The organism is Halorubrum tibetense (assembly GCF_055396225.1).
Window position 1 is genome coordinate 932,910 of record NZ_AP043742.1, and the last position, 19,411, is coordinate 952,320.

Here is a 19,411-nt window from a genome sequence, read left to right on the forward strand (position 1 = left end):
CTCAGACCTCCGTCGGGGAGCCGTGCTCGCGGGCGAGCGCGGCGAGCGCGGCGAACGCCGACGGGTCGAGCTTCCCCGGTCGCTGTCGGAGCAGCTCCTCGTCGGTCGCCGCCACGACCGCTTCCGGGTCGTCGAGCCCGGAGATGTGGCCGGTGTTGCGGATCGCGTTGCGGACGGTCTTGCGACGCTGGGTGAACAGCGCCTTCACGAACCGGAGGAAGAACGCCTCGTCGTCGACCACGTACTCGGGGTCACGTGGCGTACACCTGACGACCGCGCTCTCGACGGCCGGCTGGGGGTCGAACGCCTCCTTGGGGATCCGTTCGACGATCTCGACGGCCGCGTAGTGCTGTGCGGAGACGGAGAGCCGGCCGTACTCGGACTCGCCCGCCGAGGCGACCATCCGATCCGCGAACTCCGCCTGAAACGTCAACACGAGCGGCCGCTTCGTTGGCAGCAGCCGGAAGGCGATCTCCGAGGAGACGCCGTACGGTAGGTTCGCGACGCAGGCGGTGAACGGCGGGAACGGGACCTCGAGCGCGTCGCCCGCGATCACGTCGAGCGTCCCGGCAGCGACCGCGTCGGCGAACTCCTCGCGGAGGAACGCGGCGAACGCGGGGTCGCGCTCGATCACCGAGAGGCGGCGGTCGACAGACGGACCGTCAGCGAGGTGGTCGGCAGACGGACCGTCGGTAGTGATGTCGTCGGTCGCGGCTCCGTCCATGTCGCCCGGGGCGTCGACGAGCGCCAGCAGCCGGTCGGTGAGCGCGCCCGCGCCGCCACCGATCTCGAGAACGTGGCTCGTGTCTGCGTCGTCCGGGAGATACGTCGGCAACCGGTCGAGGACGCGGTCGTCGACGAGGAAGTGTTGATCGTGGTCGGGGTCCGCGCGGGTCCCGGCCCGTCGGGCGAGCGCGTCCGGGTCGCGGGCTCCGTACACGGGTTCCCCATCCAGCGATCGGTCGGTCATGAGCGCGGTAGACCCCCGTTCGGGGTAAAAGTCCCGTTTCGACGTGCGACCCGACTCACCCCTCGTAGCCGGCGAACCGCCGGTACTTCAGGTCCTCCTTGCGGATCTCCTCGACGATCCGTTCGACGATCACCTCCCGCGGGCGGTGGAGTCCGGACACCCGTTCTTCGACCTCCTCGAAGCGCTCGAACGGGCCGCGTTTCCGCTCGTCGAGCACGTTGTTCCGCAGTTTCTTGCCGACGCCGGGTAGCAGGTTGAGCTGGTGGAGCCGCAGGGTGATCGGTTCCGCCTCGTTGTAGAAGTCGACGAACCGGCGTTCGTCGGCGTCGACGATCGCCTCGACCGCGTACTCGACCTCGGCGGCCGCGTTACGAGTAATATCGTCGAACCCGACCTCCCGATAGCGGGAGACGTTCGGCCCGTCAAGCGCGATCCGGTCGCTCACGGAGACGTCCGTGTCCTCGTCGAGCGTGATCTCGTACAGCCGGAACGACGGCGCGCCGAGGGCGTACGCGACCGGCGACTTCTGGTACGCCGGACGGTCGTCGTCGGGCCGACCGTTCGGGAGCACGTCGAGGACGACCGCGGTCGGGCCGACCGGCTCGTCCGTCGAATCGCCCGCCTCACCCGTCGAGCCGTCCTCGTCTCCCGGATCCACACGATCCTCGGCCGTACCGGTGGTCTCGCCCGTCGTGTCCGTCGATCCCTCCTCCGTCCCGCCGTCGGGACGGGGCCTGTCCTCGGGGACGGCGGCGTCGTCCATGGTCATGTGAAAGGTTATCGCACGAAGGGGTAAAAACTCGCCGTCCGATCGGGTCCGTCCGGACCGAACATCGGGCCAGTCTGGGCTGAACGCCGGTCCGGTTCGGCCTGAACGTCGGGACGGAAGTCGGGCCGTGAGGGTGCCGTCAGGCGTACTTCGCGACGACGTTCAACACGTCGTCGAGCTCGTCGCCGTCGAGCGAGTAACGCTCCTGTGCGAACACCGAGCGGAGCTCCGTTCGGTCCTCGGGGAGGAGGTCCGCGATCTTGATCGCGGTCGGGACGTCGATCGGGTCGAGCTCGGCGAGCTCCTCGACGAGCTCGCGGGACTCCTCGGCGTCGAGGTGTGCGAACCGGTTGGCGTGCTCGATCGCTCGGGCGAGCTCGTACCGGAGGTCACGATCCTCGTCCTCGGCGCGGTCCGCCTCGATCTCCGCGAGGATCGCCTTGGCCTCGGCCGTGGTGACGTACTCCTCGCTGATCTTCTCCTTGAATATCGTCATCTCAGTGCTGACGGCTCATGTGGGCGGCACGGACGATGAGCGTCTTCGTTTTGCCGCCGTCCGTGATCTCCACCGTGAACGCCGCGCCCTGCTTGCCGGTCACGGTCCCGGTCCGGCCGTCGAACCGGGGGTGGAAGCGACCTTCCTGGACGCTGGGGTCGATCTTGAGGTGGACTCGCGTCCCATCCTCGAACTCCTGGATCGCGCGCTGTGGCGGCGACGTGCCGCGGTCTCTCGGCTTGTTCGACAGCTTGTCTCGGGTCGCCTTCTGGGGCCCATTGGAACTCGGCATGGTCGTTAAGGTACGGTTCCGCTGCCGCGGTTATAAATGGTGCGTTACGTCCCGAACCGGCCGTGCGGGCGGGCTCCGGGCTCACCCTCCGAGACGCCCGCTCGACGAGGAAGGGCTTTGGCCCCGGACGACGAACCGGTGGCATGGACAGAGCCGTTCCGGTCGCCACGGGGTTCCTGGTAGGCGTCTGCGTGTTCGCGTGGCTCGCCGGCCCGGTGTTAGAAGCTCGGTTCGGCGCGGAGGCGCTAGTGGCCGCCTACGGGGCCGTCGCCGTGGGGACCGCCGTCACGACGTACGTGGTGGTCCGGCGGCTCGACGCCCGGCTCGGCGGGTCGACGGCGAAGGAGGCCAACCGGGGATCCGAAACGGACGGGGACGTGAGAGGAGGCCGACGGGCGGATGACGAGAGCGGGGGCGGTCGACGCGCGGGGGACAACGACGACCGCGGGGAGCCGGCTACGGTGACCGTCAGTCTCGACGAGCTCGAGGAGCTCGACGTGGACCGCGAGGTCCGGCAGCTGAAAGCCGAACGATCGGACGGCGACGGGGATTGACTGAGCGGTCGCGGCGAGTCCTGGCCGACTGGACGCAACGAGCCCTGGCCGACTGGACGCAACATCATACTGCACGCGTACGCGTCGCCGGATCCCGAGGCGAGTACCCCTATCGAAAGCACTAATCTACACCATCTCCTAAACTGTTCGAAATGAGTCACCAGCTGCCGGACGTACAGGCGTCCGCTCCTGACGTCAGTGTCGGTCTCTCCCAGGTCGGCGTCACCGGCGTGGAGAAACTCGTCAAGCTCGCCCGTGGCGACGACCGGCCGATCGTGTTGATGGCCGAGTTCGAGGTGTTCGTCGACCTCCCCGGTGGCCGGAAGGGGATCGACATGTCCCGAAACCTGGCGACGATCGACGAGATACTCGAGGAGATCACCCGCGAGGAGGCGTACCGCGTCGAGGACGTCTGTGGCGACGCGGCCGAGCGTCTGTTGGAGAAACACGACTACACCACCACGGCGGAGGTGTCGATGTCGGCGGAGCTCGTCACCCGCGAGGACACGCCGGCGTCGGGGCTCGAAACACAGAGTACAGCGACGATCATCGCCAGCGCGACCGCGACCGACGAGGGGACACGCGCGGAGATCGGCGCAGAGGTCACGGGGATGACGGTCTGTCCCTGCTCGCAGGGGATGTCGGAGTCGCGAGCTCGGGAGAAGCTCCACGAGCTCGGCGTGGACGACGAGACGACGGAGGCGTTCCTCGATGCCGTGCCACAGCCGGGCCACTCCCAGCGGGGCCACGCCACGCTGACGATCACGACCGACGACCATCCGAACGTCGACCTCCGGGACGTGATCGACGTCGCCCGCGACTCGATGAGCGCGCGGATATACAACATGGCGAAACGGCCGGACGAGGACCACATGACCTACCACGCCCACGCGAACGCGAAGTTCGTCGAGGACTGCGTACGGGCGCTGGCGGAGGGTACCATCGAGGAGTTCGATCACCTCTCCGACGACGCCGTGATCCGGATGAAACAGTCGAACGACGAGTCGATCCACCAGCACAACGCACACGCCGAACGCGAGGTCACGATGGGTGACCTCCGCGACGAGCTCGGCGAGTAGTCGACGGCGGGAACGAGCCCTCTCAGTCAGTCGAACCGCAGCGGCTCCGCGGCCTCCCACCGGGGTTCGAACTCCTCTTTCACGCTCGCGGCGAACTCCGCATCTTTGATATCGATCATCGCGAACGGCTCGTCGTCAGAGAGCGGATGCGGGACCTCGATACACACCTCGACGCCGTCGAACACGTTGAACGTCCCGTCGACGCCTGGAGTCGTCCGGACGGAGAACCCCTCGTTGCCGGCGAGCTCGGCCGTATACCGGCGGCCCACGCTCCGGGGGAGCGCGTCTACCGTCTCCGGCGACAGCAACACGCGGACCTCGACGCCGCGGTCCAGCGCCGACTCCAGCTCCTCGGTGACGCGCTCGCCGATAGTCCCGAGGTCGAATCCAGTCGCGGGCGCGCCGGCGACGACGACCATCCGCCGCTCGGCCGCCGCGATCCGTTCTAAGAGGAGATCGGTAGCGTCCTCACCGCCGACTGCCGCCGTCCAGAACCCCTCCTCGACGGGTTGGCCGGCGTCGAGCTCCGTCGACAGCTCCTCGACGACCGTCGCGTACTGTTCGGCCTGGGCTTCGAGCTCGCGCTCTTTCTCCTCCAGCAGGCGGTCGAGCGCGGCGTCGGGCTCGACCGCGACGTATTTTTTCGGCCGGCTGGCGGCCTGGCTCCGGACGAGGTCGTGCTGTTCCAAGCTGTTGAGCACGTCGTAGATACGCCCCATCGGAACCTCGCTGGCTCGCGAGAGGTCCTTTGCCGTCGTCGGACCGGTCCGCAACAGCGCGCGATACGCTCGGGCCTCGTACTCGGAGAGCCCGAGGTCACGAAGGGATGCCATACCATCGACTACCGCCGCCCCCATCATAAACACGTCGGACGTTTACACCAGTTGGGATGTGGATCTCTCCGGATCGGCGCGGGCGAATCGGCGTGACGACGGGTCGAATCGTCGCTTCGCGGCTCACTCGATCGTCTCGGCGACCCGCGCCATCAACTCGTCCGGCGTTGCTGCGGGCTCGGAGGCGACGCCGTCGGCGACGACGACCGCCGTTCCCTCGGGAACGGGTTCGGGCGTCGGCGCGTCCGAGCGGTGGGCGTTCGGCGCGACGACCTTCTCGTGGTCGGCGATCCGCCAGGCCGCGCGATGAAGGTCGCTGCCGGGTGGGGTCCCGACGGCGACCGCGGTCGTCCCGCGGAGCAGTCGACCGACGAGACTCCCGTAGCCGGCGACCTGGACCCCCAGCCGCTCCGTCGCGCCCGCGAACGACTCGGCCGTCTCGCGGGCCACCGCGCGGTACCGGTCCTCGCCGGTGAGCGCCGCGAGGTCGAGCAGCGCCGACGCCAGCGTCACGTTGCCGTCGAGCGGGCGGAACGGGTGGTCGAGCAACGCCGGTCCCGACCGCGGCCCGTCCACGAACGAGCCGTCGACGTGGAGCCGTTCGATCGCCCGGTCGGCGACCGCGCGGGCGACCGCCGCCCCCTCGCCGAGCACGCCCGCCCCGCGGACGTACGCGCCGAGAACGCGCGAGACGTCTTCGAGGAGGTCCGTCTCGCCCGTTTCCCCGTTCGCGCGGTAGCGAGTCACCTCGCCGGTGTCGGGGTCGATCAGGTCGTGTTCGAGCCCGTCGAGGATCCGCGCGCCGTACTCACGGGCGTCCTCGTCGTCCGTGTAGGCGGCGACGGCGAGGAGGGCGTCGGCTGCGAGCGCGTTCGCGCCGGCGAGGACGGTGAGATCACGACGGGGGGAGTCGAGCTCGGCGCGGTCGGCGGCGGGTGCGGCGTAGTACGCGCGACCGAGCCCCGGGCCGAGGCTGCCCCCGACACCGTACCCGGTCCAGAGGTCGTCCGTGAGGAACTCGACCGTGGCCGCGGCGGGCTCGCGATACGCCTCCTCGCCGGTGTAAAGGTAGGCGTTCGCGAACGCTCGCGCGACCGCGGCGTTGGTGTCGGCGGGCTTCTCGTAGGCGATATCGCCCCAGTCGCGCGAGCCGGCGAACCGGAAGAACCCGCCGGCGACATCGTCGGCGAGGTGGTCACGGATCGCGTCGAGGGTTCGCAGGGCGCGGTCGCGGTCGCGTTTCAGCGCGAACTCCACGGTGTGCGGGAGCGGGAACTTCGCGTCCGTCCCCCAGCCCGCGTACTCGGCGTCGTACTGCTGTTCCAGCTGCCCCGCGAGGTGACTCTCGATCGCCTCGGAGAGCGCGCCGGCTGGCGGCCGGTCCCCGTTCAGCGCACGGGGCACCCGCCCCGCCGCTCGACCCTCCTCGACCCACATCGTGCGGACGGATTCGAGCACCTGGCGCATCCCGTCGACGCCGAGATACCCCGCGCCCGTGAGCAGCTCCCCTTCGGGCGTGAGGAAGGCGGTCGTCGGGAACCCACCCATGTTGTACCGCTCGCGGACCCGTGGGTGGCGGTCGACGTCGACGCGGATCGGGACGAACCACTCGTTGACGTTGGCGGCCACGCGCGGTTCGGCGTAGGTGGTCGCGTCCATCTCGTGACACCCCTCACACCACGTCGCCGACAGCGACAGCAACACCGGACGGTCGCGGTCGTCGGCCTCGGCGAACGCCTCTCGGCCCCAGTCGCGCCACTCGACGCGGGTCCCCTCGGTCATGGACGCGAGTCGGGTCGGCGCGTGGGTAAGCGCTTCGAGACGGCCGCGATCCCGGAGTCGTCGACGACGAGGTGCGAAGCGGTTTATCCCCGCCCACCCACCCGATCCGTATGACGACCGAAGCCGACCACGGAGCAACGCCACGCGTGTGTGTCGTCGCCTGCGGCGGAACGATCGCGTCCGAACCGGACACGGGCGGGGCCGCGCCGGCGAAAACCGGCGACGACCTCGTCGCGGCCGTCCCGGGCGTCGAGGCGCACGCGACCGTCTCCGCGCGAGAGGTCTGCTCGCAGCCGGGGTTCGACGTGCGCTGGCGCGACGTGCTCGCGACCGCGGCGACCGCCCGCGCGGCGGTCGCCGACGGCGCGGACGGGATCGTCGTTACTCACGGCACCGACACGCTCGCGGACACCGCCTACGCGCTCGACGTCCTCACCGACCTGTCGGTACCAGTCGTCGTGACCGGCGCACAGCGTCGACTGGACGAGCCGTCGAGCGACGCGCCGGCGAACCTAACGCTCGCGGTCCGGGCGGCCGCCGACCCTCGGTTCTCTGCGGGAGTCCACGTCGCGTTCGACGACGAGCTCCACGCCGCCCGCGACGTGGTGAAGGGCCACAGCAACGCGCTGTCGACGATGACCTCGCCGGGAGCGGGCCCCGTCGCCACGTTCACACGAGGTGGGTCGCGGCTCCTCCGGGAGCCGCAGCGGCGGGTCGCCGTCGACCCGCTCGCGGGGCCGGATGGTCCGCTCGACGTCGGCGATCCCGCGCCCGGGTCCGCATCCGGATCCACGCCCGAAGCCCCGCCCGAACCCCCGGCGTCGGCGGCCGACCGCGTCCCCGAGGTCCCGGTGATACACTCGGGCACCGGCGCGGGGGCGGGGGCGATCGAGCGCGCCCTGAACGCGGGCGTCGGCGGGGTCGTGGTCGAGGGGACCGGCCTCGGCAACGTGACGGCCGCGATCGGCGACGCGATCCGTGAGGCCGTCGAGTCCGTTCCCGTGGTCGTCGCCGGGCGGCCGCCAGCGGGCCCGACCGAGCCGGTGTACGGAACGCCCGGCGGGGCGGTGACGCTGGCCGACCACGGGGTCGTCTTCGCGAGCGATCTCCCGGCCGCGAAGGCCCGGGTCGGACTCGCGCTCGGGCTGGCGGCCGGACTGTCCCGAGAGGAGCTCCCCCGGTTGTTCGCGCCGAAGTAAGGGAGGCGTGTCCCTGAGAGGCGCGGTCGCACTCGAGTATGTAGAGCAGTATCGTGTGAACCGATATCGTGTGAGGCAGTATCACGCGAGAATGACTTCCGAGATCCGGCCGCTGTCCATCGATCTCGGGAAGCACAGAGAGTTCTTTGTGCTTACACGAAGCCCTTATGTATCCCTCACGTACCCGTAGGTATGAACGAGATCACCCGACGAACGGCGCTGTATGGCATCGGAACCACGGCCGCGGCCGCCGCGCTCGCCGGCTGCGTCGAGGACGGCGACCTCGACCCGGGGACCGGGAACGGCGGCGACGAAAACGGCGGCGACGGGAACGACGACGATCTCGGAGGGGACGTGACCGCTGTCGAGACCGAGGTCCACCAAGTCGGGCGGGCGCTCTCGGGGCCCGCGTGGCGACACGACGACCGGGTCGGGACCGGGCTGTTGATCACGGAGCCGGGGGACGCGAGCTGGATCTACGACGAGGCGGACGAGGAGACCGTGGCGTTCCTCGAGGCGACTGATTTCGAGGAGTCGGTCATCGCGTACGTCGAGTCGGTCGGCCCGACGACGTGTGACTCGCTGATCGAGTTCGCGGAGCTCGGCGTCAGCGACGCGACGCTGGTCGGGAACGCGGCGGTCGCGAGCACGGCCGACGACGCCGACGGCGACGTCGCCTGCGGCGAGGCGGTCACCTACTCGGGCGCGATGGTCCGGGTCACAGCGGCGTCGCTCCCCGAGCGACTGCGACTCACCGTCACCAACGGCTGGGGCGACAGCGACGAGATCAGTGGGGCGGACGGGGTTCGAGACCCCGCGTCGCTCGACGGGTTCGTCCGGCCGAGCGGCGAGCCGGCGACCGTGCCGGCCGCGCTCACCTGTCCGGACGACGAGTTCGAGCGACACCCGTCGATCGCCGACGACGTGAACTGGGGCTCCGGCGGGAGCGTCGGCGACGACGAGGGGCTGGAACTGCGGCTCGTGAATCCCGCGTACGACGGCGACGACGCGGACGAGGCGCTCCGGCTCGAACGGGGCGACGAGTTCCGCGTGGAGATGACGAACGTGGCCGCACACGACATCGGCGTCGGTAATCACGGGAAGTACACCATCGAACTGTACACCGAGGAGGGGTGGACCGAGGTGCGCGGCGGCGACGACGCCTCCCGGTTCGCGTACACGGACGAGCTCGTCTCGACGAGACCGGGCGAGACCGTCGAGTGGTCGTTCACGATGACCGAGGACGGGCTGATCGAGGGCGGTCCCCACGAGGACCACCTTCGCGTGTGCCCCGACCTCGAACCCGGCCGCTACCGGTTCACCTTCTGGGGCGCGGACGACCTCGCCGTCGCCTTCGACTACGTCGGCTAACCGGTCAGCCACCCCGACCACCCGATCGGCGACGGACCACGGAGTCGCCGACGGGGGATACGCGAGCGGCTGGGTTCGGGGGACGCGCCGTCAGGAGTCGCGCCACTTGTGGCCACACTCGACGCAGGTGAACAGCCGAACTTCGTAGGATCCGCCCGGTTTCGGCATCATCTCGTAGTACGCGCGGTCGCTGTCGCAGTCGGCCGCCGGACAGGGTTCCCGCATCGTCTCGGAGGCGTCCCGGGTCGCATCAGCCACGGCGGGGGCCCCGTCGTCCCGCTGGCCGTCCTGGGTCGTCATCGCCGCCTCCGCTTGCGAGTCCCGCGGCTCCTCGGCCCCACAGGAACGACACACCCACGTGTCGCCCTCCGTGTGCATCACCGAACCGCATTCGTCACAGAATTGCATATACCGCGATCGTACATCGTTGTCGGATATAGGTGTTAACCTCCGATCCGTCGTGGATCGCCGGCGACGACTCGCCTCGATCGTACGGCTGTCTCTTATAAGTCGTTGTACGGCTGCCCTTTATAAGTCGTTGTACGGCTGTCTCTTATAAGTCGTTGTACGGCTGTCTCTTATAAGTCGTCGTACGGCCCGGACTTCGCAGCGGTGAGTCGGTCGACCTGCTCGTCGGAGAGATCGATCGTCGCGCTCGCGAGGTTCTCCGTGAGCTGGTCCACGGTCCGCGCGCCGACGATGGGTGCGGTGACGCCGTCGCGGTGGGAGAGCCACGCGAGCGCGACCTGTGCCGGCGAGGCGTCGACCTCGTCGGCGACGCCGTCGAGCTCGTCGTGGAGATGGAAGTTCTCCTCGGTGAGGTACGCTTCCTGAAAGCGACTCGACTCGGCCGCTTTCGAGTCGTCGGGGAGATCGGCGTCGCGGTCGTACTTCCCGGTCAGGAAGCCCTGTCCGAGCGGGCTCCACGGGCAGACGGCCAGCTCCTGCTGGCGCGCGAACTCAAGGTAGTCCCCCTCGACCTCGCGGTCGACGAGGTTGTACCGCGGCTGGAGGACGGTGAACGGCTCCCATCCCTCCGCCTTCGCGATCTCGTTGGCACGAGCGACCTTCCACGCGTTGGGTCGCATCGTAGACGCGCCGAGGTAGTGGACTTTGCCGTCGTCGACGAGCCCGTTGAGCGTCTTCATCAGTTCACGAGCCGGCGTCTCGTCGTCCCACCGGTGGATGTAGAGGACGTCGACGTAGTCCGTGTCGAGCCGGTCGAGTAGGGCGTCGAGTCGGTGTCGGAGGTTCTTTCGGTTCGTCCCCCGGCTGTTCGGGTCGTCCTCGCGGATCTGCCAGTAGATCTTCGAGGCGATCGTGTAGCGCTCGCGGTCGCGGTCCGCGAGCCAGTCGCCGATCCAGCGTTCACAGTCGCCGCCGCCGTACACGTCGGCCGTGTCGATGTAGCGACCGCCCGCCTCGGCGTAGGCGTCGAGCAGCTCGTGTGCGCGCTCCTCGCCGATCTCCACGTTGCCGGCCTCGGTCACGCGGCCGAAGCGCCACGTACCGAACTGGAGTTCGCTCGTTCGGAGGCCCGTCCGTCCGAGCGTGACGGTGTCGAGGTCGATCTCGTCGAGTGCGGGTGTCATCGCGTCACCGTTCACGTCGTCACGGCAAAAGACTGGAGAAACCGGATGGTACCGGTTCACGTGATCCGCCCGCGAAGCGGCGCGAAACGCCGCTACAGGGACGGGTTCGTCACCGGCCCAGGAGCGTTCCGATCGCCAGGGCGAGGAGGTACAGCGCGATAGCCACGAGGATGATCGTCGCACCCGTCGCGATGTTGAGGGCGTACGAGACGAAGATGCCGCCCAGCACTGCGACCTGGCCGAAGACGACCGACAACACGAGCCCCCCGTTGAAGCTCCCCGTCACCTGCATGGCGGCGGCGACGGGGATGACCAGCATGCCGGCGACGAGGATCGCGCCGAGCACCTGCATCGCCGCGACGACGACGAGCGCGGTCAACACGATCAGCAGGGTGTCGTAGAACCACACGTCGATCCGCGCGAGCCGCGCCGCCTCCCGGTCGAACGTGATAAAGAGGAGCTGTTTGTGCGTCAGTGCGACGACCCCCGCGACGAGCATCGTCAACCCGACCATGAGTTGGACGTTCCGGAAGGGAACGAACAGGATGTCGCCGAACAGGTAGCTCTCGACGGTCGCGCTGAACACGACGCCGTAGGAGATCACCGCGATCCCGACCGCGAACCCACCGGTGAGCATGATCGCGATGGGGATGTCGGCGTATCCGTCGGTGTTGACCGCGATCCACTGCATTCCGAGCGCGCCGATCGCGGCCGCGACGAGCGCGAACAGGAGCGGGTAGTCCAGCGTCGGCACCGCCGCGCCGATGAACAGTCCGATCGCGACCCCACCGAACGCGGTGTGGGCGAGCGCCTCACCGATGAGCGCCATCTGCCGGTTGACCAAGTACGCGCCGACGATGGGGGCAGTGATGCCGATCAGGATCCCGGCGGTGAACCCGCGCTGGAGGAACCCGCTACAGACGAGCCAAACGCCGGCGGTCGAACACGTCACCCCCCAGAACGCCTCGTACAACGGCGGGAACACCCAGACGATGAACGACACGATCGCGAGCCCCGCGGGGACGCCGACCCCTGCGACGATCCCGAGCCGTCGGGCGGCGCTCTGTGGCGGGAAGGCGTCCGCAAGTCGGTCGCTCGTCGCCATCTCAGTCGCCTCCGGCCAGCGAGTCGGCCTCTCCAGCCAGCGCGTCAGCATCTCGGCCCAGCGCGTCGGCGCGGACGGATCGCGCGGAGCCGAACACCCGCTCTAAGGCGTCGCTTTCGAGGAACGGTCGCGTCTCGTCGTGTGCGTACAGCTCCCCGTCGAGACACGCCATCGTGGTCGCGTGCTCGGCCAGCAGTCCGACGTCGTGCTCGATGAGGACAATGGTGATCCCCTCGTCGTTGAGCTCGTCGAGCAGGCGGTAGAACCGCTCGACTGAGTCGGTATCGACGCCGACAGTGGGTTCGTCGAGGGCGAGGAGGTCAGCCTCGCTCGCGAGCGCCCGGGCGATGTACGCTCGCTGTTTCTGGCCGCCGGATAGTCGGTTGATCCGTCGATCCGCGAGCGCCGCGATACCGACCCGGTCGAGCGCCTCGTCGACCGCGCGACGGTCGGCCTCGCTGAGCCGGCGGATCCCGGCGTGTGCGTACCGGCCCATCGTGACGACCTCCCGGACGGTGACTGGCATGGTCGCGTCGGCCTCGCTCGACTGCTGGGAGACGTAGCCGAGCCGCGTGCCGTCCGTAAACGCCCGTGCGGGCGTGTCGAACAGTCGAACCGATCCCGAGTCGGGGGTTTTGAGCCCGAGCAGGATCTTCAGCAGCGTCGTCTTCCCCGAGCCGTTGGGACCGACGAGCCCGAGAAATTCGCCCTCCTCAACGGTCAGGGAGACGTCGCTCAACACGGGCGTGTCTCCGTACGCGAACTGGACGTTCTCGGCGACGATTGCCGGCGTCATTCGGTACCCTTGCTGTCGGATGGGATTCGTCTCGAAGGCATATGTCTTCGGTCTCCGTTCAGTCCGCTCGCAACGCCGTCGCTATCGACGGGAGGTTGATCTCGCGGAAGTGGTCGATGTACCCCCAGTCGGACTCCATCGTCAGGTCGCCGCCGATCGGCGGGGTGCCGTCGATCTGAGTCTCGACGGGCGACAGCGGGAGCACCGTCGTCTCCGTTTCGTCCGCCAGCGACGCCGCGAGCTGTCCCGGCTCGCCGACGTCGTAGAGGACGTGGCCGATGCCGAACTCCGCGATCAGCTCCTCTATCTCCTGGACGTCTCCGGGCGATGCGGCGTCGTCCGGCGAGGTCCCGACCGGTGAGTAGATGTCGAGCCCGTAGCGTCGGTTCCACCACTGGAAGGAGTCGTGGGTGCCGACGACGAGCTCGTTCAGCTCCGCGCGGTCGACGATAGCCTCGAAGTCCTCGTGGAGCTCCTGTAGTTCCTCGTTGAAATCGGCGGCGTTCTCGGCGTACTCCTCGGCGTTGTCGGGGTCGATCTCCGCGAGTCCGTCGGCGACGTTCTCGACGCCCGTCTGACACTCGATCGGATCCATCCACCAATGTTCGTCGTTGTCTTCTGCGGGACTGTCGAAGAAGTCGATCCCCTCGGAGGCCTCAACGACGACGACATCGGCGTCCGCGAGCTGTTCGGCGGCGTCGTCCTGCCAGCTGGAGAAGTCCCGGAGGTAGACGAAGCCGTCCGCGCGGTCGAGTTCCTGTACCGTCCCGGGTTCGGGGTTCCAGTCGTGGCCGTGCTCGCCGACCGGCACGAGGTCGATCGCCTCGATGTTGTCGCCGGCGACCTGGCGGACGAAGTCCCACACCGCCGGCATCGTGGCGAACACCGTGGGCCGGTCGTCGTCCTCGCCGGCGTTCCCGTCCGATCCACTCCCCTGTGGATCCTCGCCGAGACAGCCGGCGAGTCCGAGCGTCGACCCGACGGCGACCGTCGCCCCCGCGATACCGCCGAGCGCGGCGCGCCTGGAGAGCGTTCGATCGCCCGACTCGGCGGAGCTGGCCGAGCCGGTCGACCCGGTCGATCCGGCCCGCCCCGACGGCGATCGATCGTTCCGTCTCGATCCGCGCCGACTAGTCTCGTCCCTGAGATCGGTCATCACCGAATACTCAGTCGGGAGCGAGGGATATACGTTACGATACAAACAAAATAATTAGATGCGTCTAAAAATTCCACCAGCAAGCATTTCAGCGCCCCATAACCCGATCTCGACGGATCGTCAAAGGAGTGAAGCGGCTCGCTCCCGTCCGTCGGATATGGATCGAAACGAGGTCCGTCGGGCGTGGGACGCGGTGGCCGAGACGTACGCGTCCCGTCGGGACCCCGACGGGTCGGACGCGGCACTGATAGACGACCTGCTCGACGAGCTCCCGCCCGAGCCCGCCGTCCTCGACGTCGGCTGCGGGGACGGCGCGCGGACGCTCGCGAACCTCCCCGCCGACAGCGTCGGTCTCGACGTCTCCCGCCGGGGGCTCGCGCTCGCTGCCGACGGGACGCCACGCGCTCGGCTCGTCCAGGGCGACCTCGCGACGCTCCCGTTCGCGACCGCCACTTTCGACGCGATCACGGCGTACCACGCCGTCTTCCACGTCTCCCGTGAGCGTCATCCGGCAGTATACGACGGTTTCGCTCGCGTTCTCCGGCCCGGCGGCCGACTGCTCATGACCCTCCCGAGCGGTCGGTTCGAGACGGTACGTCGGGGCTGGATGGGCGGTCGGATGTTCTTCTCCGCGCCGGGCCGCGATCGGACGCTCGCACAGCTGCGTGACGCCGGATTCGAGGGGATACGGACGGTCACCGCGACGGATCCGCTGGGAAGCAGCACCGAGTTCGTTTTCGCGACGCGATCGGCGGACCGCTGAGGTCGCGGAACCGCGCTACCCCCGGGCCTTACCGACGGGCTGACGGGATCGGCTACGGTGCCCACGGCGGATCGCAGTGCCCGCGGCCGGCCGGATCATTCGAGCTGGTGATAGTCCAGCTCGTACCCCTCGTCGAGCGCGGCCCGAACCGCATCGCTCGGCGTTCCAACGGGAGCCGTGCTGGGGACCATCCCACCGATGTCCGTCGGCTCGAACAGGACGTTGCGCCGCCACTCCTCGGCCGTTTCCGGCCGGTCCGTACGGTAGTGGGCTCCTCTCGACTCCGTCCGTTCTAACGCGCCGCGGAGGACGGCTTCGGCCACCGTCAGGCTGAACCCGAGGTCGATCGCGAACTCGAACGACGGGTCGGTCACGGCGCCGACGCGGAGGTCAGCCGCCTTCTCTCGGATCGCGTCGAGACGGTCGAGCCCCGCCCGAAGGGACGGCTCCTCCCTGAGGATCCCCGCGTGCTCCCACATGAGGTCACGCAGCTCGGCGAGCAGCGCCTCGGCGTCGTGTCTCCCGTCCTGGCCCGCAGTGGCGGCGAGGTCCGCGACGTGTGGCTCGAAGACCCCTTCGATAACCCCCTCCGGCACCGTTCCCGGCCCGTCGGCCCGGTCGGCGATCCGCTCGCCGGTGACGACGCCGTACGCGACCGTCTCGGCGAGGGAGTTGCCACCGAGACGGTTGGCCCCGTGGACCCCTGCCATCGTCTCGCCGATGGCGAACAGCCCGTCGACGGCCGTCTCGCCGTGTGCATCAACGCGGACGCCGCCCATCCCGTAGTGCGCGGTCGGCGCGACCTCGACCGGTTCCTCAGCCATGTCGACGCCCAGCTCCGCGAACCGCTCGTACATCCGGGGGAGTCGCTCGGCGATGAACTCGGCGTCACGATGCGAGACGTCGAGGTACACCCCGCCGGTCTCGGTGCCGCGCCCCTCGGCGACCTCCGACGCGATGGCACGGGCGACAACGTCCCGCGCGTCGAGTTCCATCTGGTCGGGCGAGTACCGCTCCATGAACCGTTCGCCCTCGGCGTTGTACAGCCTCCCGCCCTCGCCGCGAACGGCCTCGGTCACGAGCCGACCGCTCCACGGTCCCCACTCAGGGTCGTCCTCGTCGACAGCCATCCCGGTCGGATGGAACTGAACGAACTCCACGTCCATGAGTGTCGCCCCGGCGTCGTACGCCAACGCGGGGCCGTCGCCGTTGTTCTCGTCGTCACGGGACGTGTGCCGGTTGTAGATCGCGGCGTACCCACCGGCGGCGAGCACGACGTTTCCGGCGTTGATCAGCACGAACTCGCCGGTGTCCATATCGAACCCGACAGCCCCGTGCACGCGGTCGCCGTCCGAGAGGAGCTTCGTGATCATGACGTTCTCCCGATACGGCACGTCGCGTTCCCGCGCCTCGCCGACGAGCGTGTCGAGGAGCGATTCACCGGTGTGGTCGCCCGCGAAGGCGGTCCGGCGAAACGACTGTGCGCCGAAGTAGCGCTGATCTATCCCGCCGTCGTCGGTCCGCGAGAACGCCATTCCCCACTCGTCCAGCTCGCGGAGTCGATCCGGCATCTGCTTCGTGACCGTCTCCACCTTTTCGGGGTCGTTGAGGAAATGGCCCTCGTTGAGCGTGTCGGCGGCGTGGATCGCCCAATCGTCCTCCGGGTCGTTGGTTCCGAGTGCGCCGTTGATACCCCCGCGAGCCCACGTCGTGTGCGCGTCGCCGTGTCCCCGTTTTCCTAATACGAGCACGTCGTCGACGCCCCGGTCTGCCAGCTCGATCGCCGTCCGGGCGCCGGCCGCTCCCGCGCCGATAACGAGCACGGAGACGTCCACGCGCTCGTAGTCGGGGATCGCCTCGTCGCCGCCCCTTTCGCTCGCAGTTCCCATACGTGAACCAACGTGCCGGACACGCATTAACCCCTCGCGCGCGTGCGCGCACGACGGGAAGGAACCCGCAGTGATGAGATGACACAGGGTTCCGAGACGGACCCCCCGACAACCCCAGCAACGAGACGAATCACCGGGTGAGAACGGCTTCACCACCGATCACGCGTTGGCGCACCCGTATCGAGCCCAGCAGTTGATGTACGCAGATCACGTACGATCCGTCATGGAACCGCTCTCCGAGACCGACCGTCGGAAACTCGACGAGACGGACGACCGACGATTCTACGACTCGCCGCGATACGTCACACACGCCGACGACGCGTTTCTCGATCGGCTGACCGATCTGTATGCTGATGTATTCGAGCCCGGCGACCGCGTCTTCGACGCGATGGGGAGCTGGGTGTCACACTTCCCCGAGACGCAGCTCGGGCGCGTCGTCGGTCACGGCCTCAACGAGGCGGAGCTACGCGCGAACGACCGATACGACGAGTGGTTCGTACAGGACCTCAACGGCGAGCAGACGCTCCCACTCGCGGACGACGCGTTCGATGCCGTCTGCTGTGCGCTGTCGGTACAGTATCTCCAACGCCCCGAAGCCGTCTTCGCCGAGTTCGACCGCGTTCGCGCTCCCGGCGGGGTCGTCGTGGTGAGCTTCTCGAATCGGATGTTCCCGACGAAGGCGATCCGCGCCTGGCGCGAGGCGCCGATGGACGGACGCGCGGCCCTCGTCGCCGACTACCTCCGTGCTGGCGACATGGGTGTGACCGAGCGGATCACGGAGGTGCAGAGCGCCGGGGACCCCTTCTACGCGCTCGTCGGGGGCCAGGCGTCGTCCGACGCCGAGCGATAGGCGTCGCCGGCGATCCCGGCCGTGGTCCCCCGGGCCCTCACAGCCCGTCGCCGCGTTTTCGATACCACACCCGCTCGCCGACCGGGGATCCGCCGTCCGTCTCCAGCCGGTCCAAGAACAGGTCGCGAACGGCGAACGTGACGACGAGCTCGACCGTCTCGCCGTCGGGCCGCCGGACCGTCACGACGCAGTGCCCGTCCCGGGTCCCAATGGATTCGATCCGTCCGTCCGACCACCGGTCGACGTGATGGCTCGGTCGTCGTGCGTGGATCCGGTCGTGTGGCACCGGCTATCCCCCGTTTCCGCCAGTCGGATCTGCCACGAGCCTACACCTTTCGTTCGTGTCGGGGTCCGCGATGTCGGTGACGGCAGCGCTCGCCTTCGACGAATCGTCCATGTTCTACCGTACGTGCCCGAGAGACAAAACCGTCCGCACGGCTCAGTCACCGTCGGGGCGAACGGACGGCGTCGTCACGGGACGGTCGACACGCGCGATCCGGTCGATCGTCGACGGTGTCGCGGCCGCGTGGTCGGGGTGGAGACAGGCGAAGAGGGCCTCCAGCGAGTCGACGAGCCGATGGCTCGGGCGGTTGAACAGCGCGTTCCCGTCGACCGCGTACACCCGGCCGTTCCCGACGGCGGGGATCGACTCCCACCCGGCGTGGGCCGCCAGGTCGTCGACCGCCGCGACGGCGCGGTCGCGGTCGAACCCGCACGGCGTGACGACGAGCACCTCGGGCTCGAACGCGCGGATATCGTCCCACGCGACCGGCTCGGACGGGCCGCAGGGCTGGAACTCCGGGTCGCCGCCGGCGAGCTCGACCATATCCCGAACCCAGTGGCCGGCGCGGATCGGCGGATCTGTCCAGTCGAGGACGGCGGTCCGCGGACGTCCCGACGCCGCGACGGCGGCTTCCGCTCGCTTCCGAACCCGGTCGACCCGGTCGGATAGCCGTGCCCGCAGCGTCGCGGCCGCGTCGCGTCGATCGACAGCCGCGCCGATCCGTGTCACGTCGTCGAGCGCGTCGGCGAACGAGTGCGGATCGAGCGTCAGTGTTTCGGGGCCGGCGTCGATCGATGCGGCAGCCGCGTGAACCGCCCCCGCGTCGACCGCACAGACGTCACAGGTCGCCTGCGTGATGACGAGGTCGGGATCGAGGCCGGCGAGCCGGTCCACGTCGAGATCGTACACCGCTCCCTCGACGCCACGCATCTGTGCGTCGATATCGGCCGCCTCACGCCCCTCGTGGTCGACGACGGTGCTCGTGAGCGTCGGTAGCTCGCGGGCAGCTGGCGGGTGATCACAGCTGTGGGAGACGCCGACTGGCTCGACGCCGAGCGCGAACAGCGTCTCGGTCGCGGAGGGTAACAGCGTGACGACACGCATGGGACACTTCGTCGTCGGAGGGAGAAAAACGTCTCCCCGGTCGTCGCGAATCCGCCGTCGTCCCTCGGTTCACTTCCCGCGCTTCGACAGCGCCGACAGCGTCGACGCCGCACGGAGCTCATCGACGGTGCAGTACCACGCGCCGCGAACGCCGTTCGCGTCGTTCTCGACCGGCTGTGTGAGGGGGACGAGCGGGCCGAGCTCGAAGACGACCACGACACGCTCCTCGGAGAACGGGTCGATGAGCGCCGCCCAGTCGGCCTCATCCATCGGGCCGGGGCCGCCACGGACCTGCTCCGTCCGGTCGGTCACGCGGGCGTAGTGAGTGATCGCCGACACCGGCGCAGTCCGATAGAACGCCATGTACTCGAAGTCCGCGCGGGTCCGGTCGTACGAGCGCGGGCTGGGGTAGTAGCCCGCGCGACACCGTTCGAACGTCTCGGCCTGCGTCGCGACGACACAGACCCTGGCGTCGCCGGGTGCGTCGTCGACGGGGGCGTCGGCCGCGAACCGATCGAGGTCCATACG

Annotated in this window: 21 protein-coding genes; 6 read left to right on the forward strand and 15 right to left on the reverse strand. The window is 68.9% G+C overall.

Annotated elements, in window-relative coordinates; genetic code table 11:
- Window position 1 precedes the first annotated feature (1 nt).
- The 4 genes from ACZ5TV_RS04730 to ACZ5TV_RS04745 form a co-directional block, all read right to left on the reverse strand.
- The gene (locus ACZ5TV_RS04730; protein WP_464384164.1) at window positions 2-970 is read right to left on the reverse strand and encodes a 16S ribosomal RNA methyltransferase A; all 969 of its coding nucleotides are present in this window, start codon (window positions 968-970) and stop codon (window positions 2-4) included.
- Window positions 971-1,025: 55 nt separating this feature from the next.
- Window positions 1,026-1,739 carry a DUF655 domain-containing protein gene (locus ACZ5TV_RS04735; RefSeq protein WP_379780402.1) on the reverse strand — a complete coding sequence of 238 codons (714 nt, stop codon included), beginning with the start codon at window positions 1,737-1,739 and terminating at the stop codon, window positions 1,026-1,028.
- A 139-nt stretch (window positions 1,740-1,878) separates the two neighbouring features.
- Window positions 1,879-2,235, reverse strand: a complete 357-nt coding sequence (locus tag ACZ5TV_RS04740) for an RNA polymerase Rpb4 family protein (protein ID WP_379780400.1) — start codon at window positions 2,233-2,235, stop codon at window positions 1,879-1,881.
- Between the two features lies 1 nt (window position 2,236).
- Entirely contained in the window at window positions 2,237-2,527 is a 291-nt protein-coding gene (locus ACZ5TV_RS04745) for a 50S ribosomal protein L21e (protein WP_379780398.1), read from the reverse strand.
- Between the two features lie 143 nt (window positions 2,528-2,670).
- Here ACZ5TV_RS04745 and ACZ5TV_RS04750 point away from each other — a divergent pair, with 143 nt between their 5' ends.
- Window positions 2,671-3,081: a hypothetical protein gene (locus ACZ5TV_RS04750; RefSeq protein ID WP_379780396.1), complete on the forward strand. Its 411-nt coding sequence runs from the start codon at window positions 2,671-2,673 to the stop codon at window positions 3,079-3,081.
- A gap of 152 nt (window positions 3,082-3,233) precedes the next feature.
- On the forward strand, window positions 3,234-4,160 hold the full coding sequence (mptA, locus tag ACZ5TV_RS04755) for a GTP cyclohydrolase MptA (protein WP_379780394.1): 927 nt from the start codon (window positions 3,234-3,236) through the stop codon (window positions 4,158-4,160).
- 26 nt (window positions 4,161-4,186) lie between these two features.
- On the opposite strand, the gene ACZ5TV_RS04760 is transcribed toward mptA, so the two are convergent.
- Window positions 4,187-4,993, reverse strand: a complete 807-nt coding sequence (locus ACZ5TV_RS04760; RefSeq protein WP_379780392.1) for a TrmB family transcriptional regulator — start codon at window positions 4,991-4,993, stop codon at window positions 4,187-4,189.
- Window positions 4,994-5,116: 123 nt separating this feature from the next.
- Complete coding sequence (locus tag ACZ5TV_RS04765) at window positions 5,117-6,775, reverse strand: DUF255 domain-containing protein (RefSeq protein WP_464384165.1); 1,659 nt, start codon at window positions 6,773-6,775, stop codon at window positions 5,117-5,119.
- Window positions 6,776-6,885: 110 nt separating this feature from the next.
- On the opposite strand from ACZ5TV_RS04765, the gene ACZ5TV_RS04770 reads away from it, so the two are divergent.
- Both ACZ5TV_RS04770 and ACZ5TV_RS04775 read left to right on the forward strand, forming a co-directional pair.
- A complete protein-coding gene (locus ACZ5TV_RS04770; RefSeq protein ID WP_464384166.1) occupies window positions 6,886-7,974 on the forward strand; it encodes an asparaginase in 1,089 nt (362 codons plus the stop codon).
- A 192-nt stretch (window positions 7,975-8,166) separates the two neighbouring features.
- Complete coding sequence (locus ACZ5TV_RS04775; RefSeq protein ID WP_464384167.1) at window positions 8,167-9,345, forward strand: hypothetical protein; 1,179 nt, start codon at window positions 8,167-8,169, stop codon at window positions 9,343-9,345.
- 90 nt (window positions 9,346-9,435) lie between these two features.
- Here the strand turns inward: ACZ5TV_RS04775 and ACZ5TV_RS04780 are convergent, their stop codons facing one another.
- From ACZ5TV_RS04780 to ACZ5TV_RS04800, 5 genes are all read right to left on the reverse strand, one after another.
- Window positions 9,436-9,753, reverse strand: coding sequence for an RPA12/RPB9/RPC11 RNA polymerase family protein (locus ACZ5TV_RS04780; protein WP_379781910.1), 318 nt, complete (start codon window positions 9,751-9,753; stop codon window positions 9,436-9,438).
- Window positions 9,754-9,923: 170 nt separating this feature from the next.
- On the reverse strand, window positions 9,924-10,937 hold the full coding sequence (locus ACZ5TV_RS04785; RefSeq protein WP_379781908.1) for an aldo/keto reductase: 1,014 nt from the start codon (window positions 10,935-10,937) through the stop codon (window positions 9,924-9,926).
- A 109-nt stretch (window positions 10,938-11,046) separates the two neighbouring features.
- A complete protein-coding gene (locus ACZ5TV_RS04790; protein WP_379781906.1) occupies window positions 11,047-12,042 on the reverse strand; it encodes a metal ABC transporter permease in 996 nt (331 codons plus the stop codon).
- Between the two features lies 1 nt (window position 12,043).
- A complete protein-coding gene (locus ACZ5TV_RS04795; RefSeq protein WP_379781904.1) occupies window positions 12,044-12,838 on the reverse strand; it encodes a metal ABC transporter ATP-binding protein in 795 nt (264 codons plus the stop codon).
- A 58-nt stretch (window positions 12,839-12,896) separates the two neighbouring features.
- A complete protein-coding gene (locus ACZ5TV_RS04800) occupies window positions 12,897-13,994 on the reverse strand; it encodes a metal ABC transporter substrate-binding protein (protein WP_379781902.1) in 1,098 nt (365 codons plus the stop codon).
- A gap of 157 nt (window positions 13,995-14,151) precedes the next feature.
- Here ACZ5TV_RS04800 and ACZ5TV_RS04805 point away from each other — a divergent pair, with 157 nt between their 5' ends.
- Window positions 14,152-14,757, forward strand: coding sequence for a class I SAM-dependent methyltransferase (locus tag ACZ5TV_RS04805; protein ID WP_464384168.1), 606 nt, complete (start codon window positions 14,152-14,154; stop codon window positions 14,755-14,757).
- Window positions 14,758-14,852: 95 nt separating this feature from the next.
- On the opposite strand, the gene ACZ5TV_RS04810 is transcribed toward ACZ5TV_RS04805, so the two are convergent.
- A complete protein-coding gene (locus tag ACZ5TV_RS04810) occupies window positions 14,853-16,646 on the reverse strand; it encodes an L-aspartate oxidase (protein WP_379782662.1) in 1,794 nt (597 codons plus the stop codon).
- Window positions 16,647-16,869: 223 nt separating this feature from the next.
- On the opposite strand from ACZ5TV_RS04810, the gene ACZ5TV_RS04815 reads away from it, so the two are divergent.
- Window positions 16,870-17,496, forward strand: coding sequence for a class I SAM-dependent methyltransferase (locus tag ACZ5TV_RS04815; protein WP_379782664.1), 627 nt, complete (start codon window positions 16,870-16,872; stop codon window positions 17,494-17,496).
- A 37-nt stretch (window positions 17,497-17,533) separates the two neighbouring features.
- Here the strand turns inward: ACZ5TV_RS04815 and ACZ5TV_RS04820 are convergent, their stop codons facing one another.
- The 3 genes from ACZ5TV_RS04820 to ACZ5TV_RS04830 form a co-directional block, all read right to left on the reverse strand.
- Entirely contained in the window at window positions 17,534-17,782 is a 249-nt protein-coding gene (locus ACZ5TV_RS04820) for a DUF7861 family protein (protein ID WP_379782666.1), read from the reverse strand.
- 153 nt (window positions 17,783-17,935) lie between these two features.
- The gene (locus ACZ5TV_RS04825; protein ID WP_464384169.1) at window positions 17,936-18,883 is read right to left on the reverse strand and encodes an ABC transporter substrate-binding protein; all 948 of its coding nucleotides are present in this window, start codon (window positions 18,881-18,883) and stop codon (window positions 17,936-17,938) included.
- A gap of 69 nt (window positions 18,884-18,952) precedes the next feature.
- The gene (locus ACZ5TV_RS04830; protein WP_379783464.1) at window positions 18,953-19,408 is read right to left on the reverse strand and encodes a hypothetical protein; all 456 of its coding nucleotides are present in this window, start codon (window positions 19,406-19,408) and stop codon (window positions 18,953-18,955) included.
- Between the last annotated feature and the right edge of the window lie 3 nt (window positions 19,409-19,411).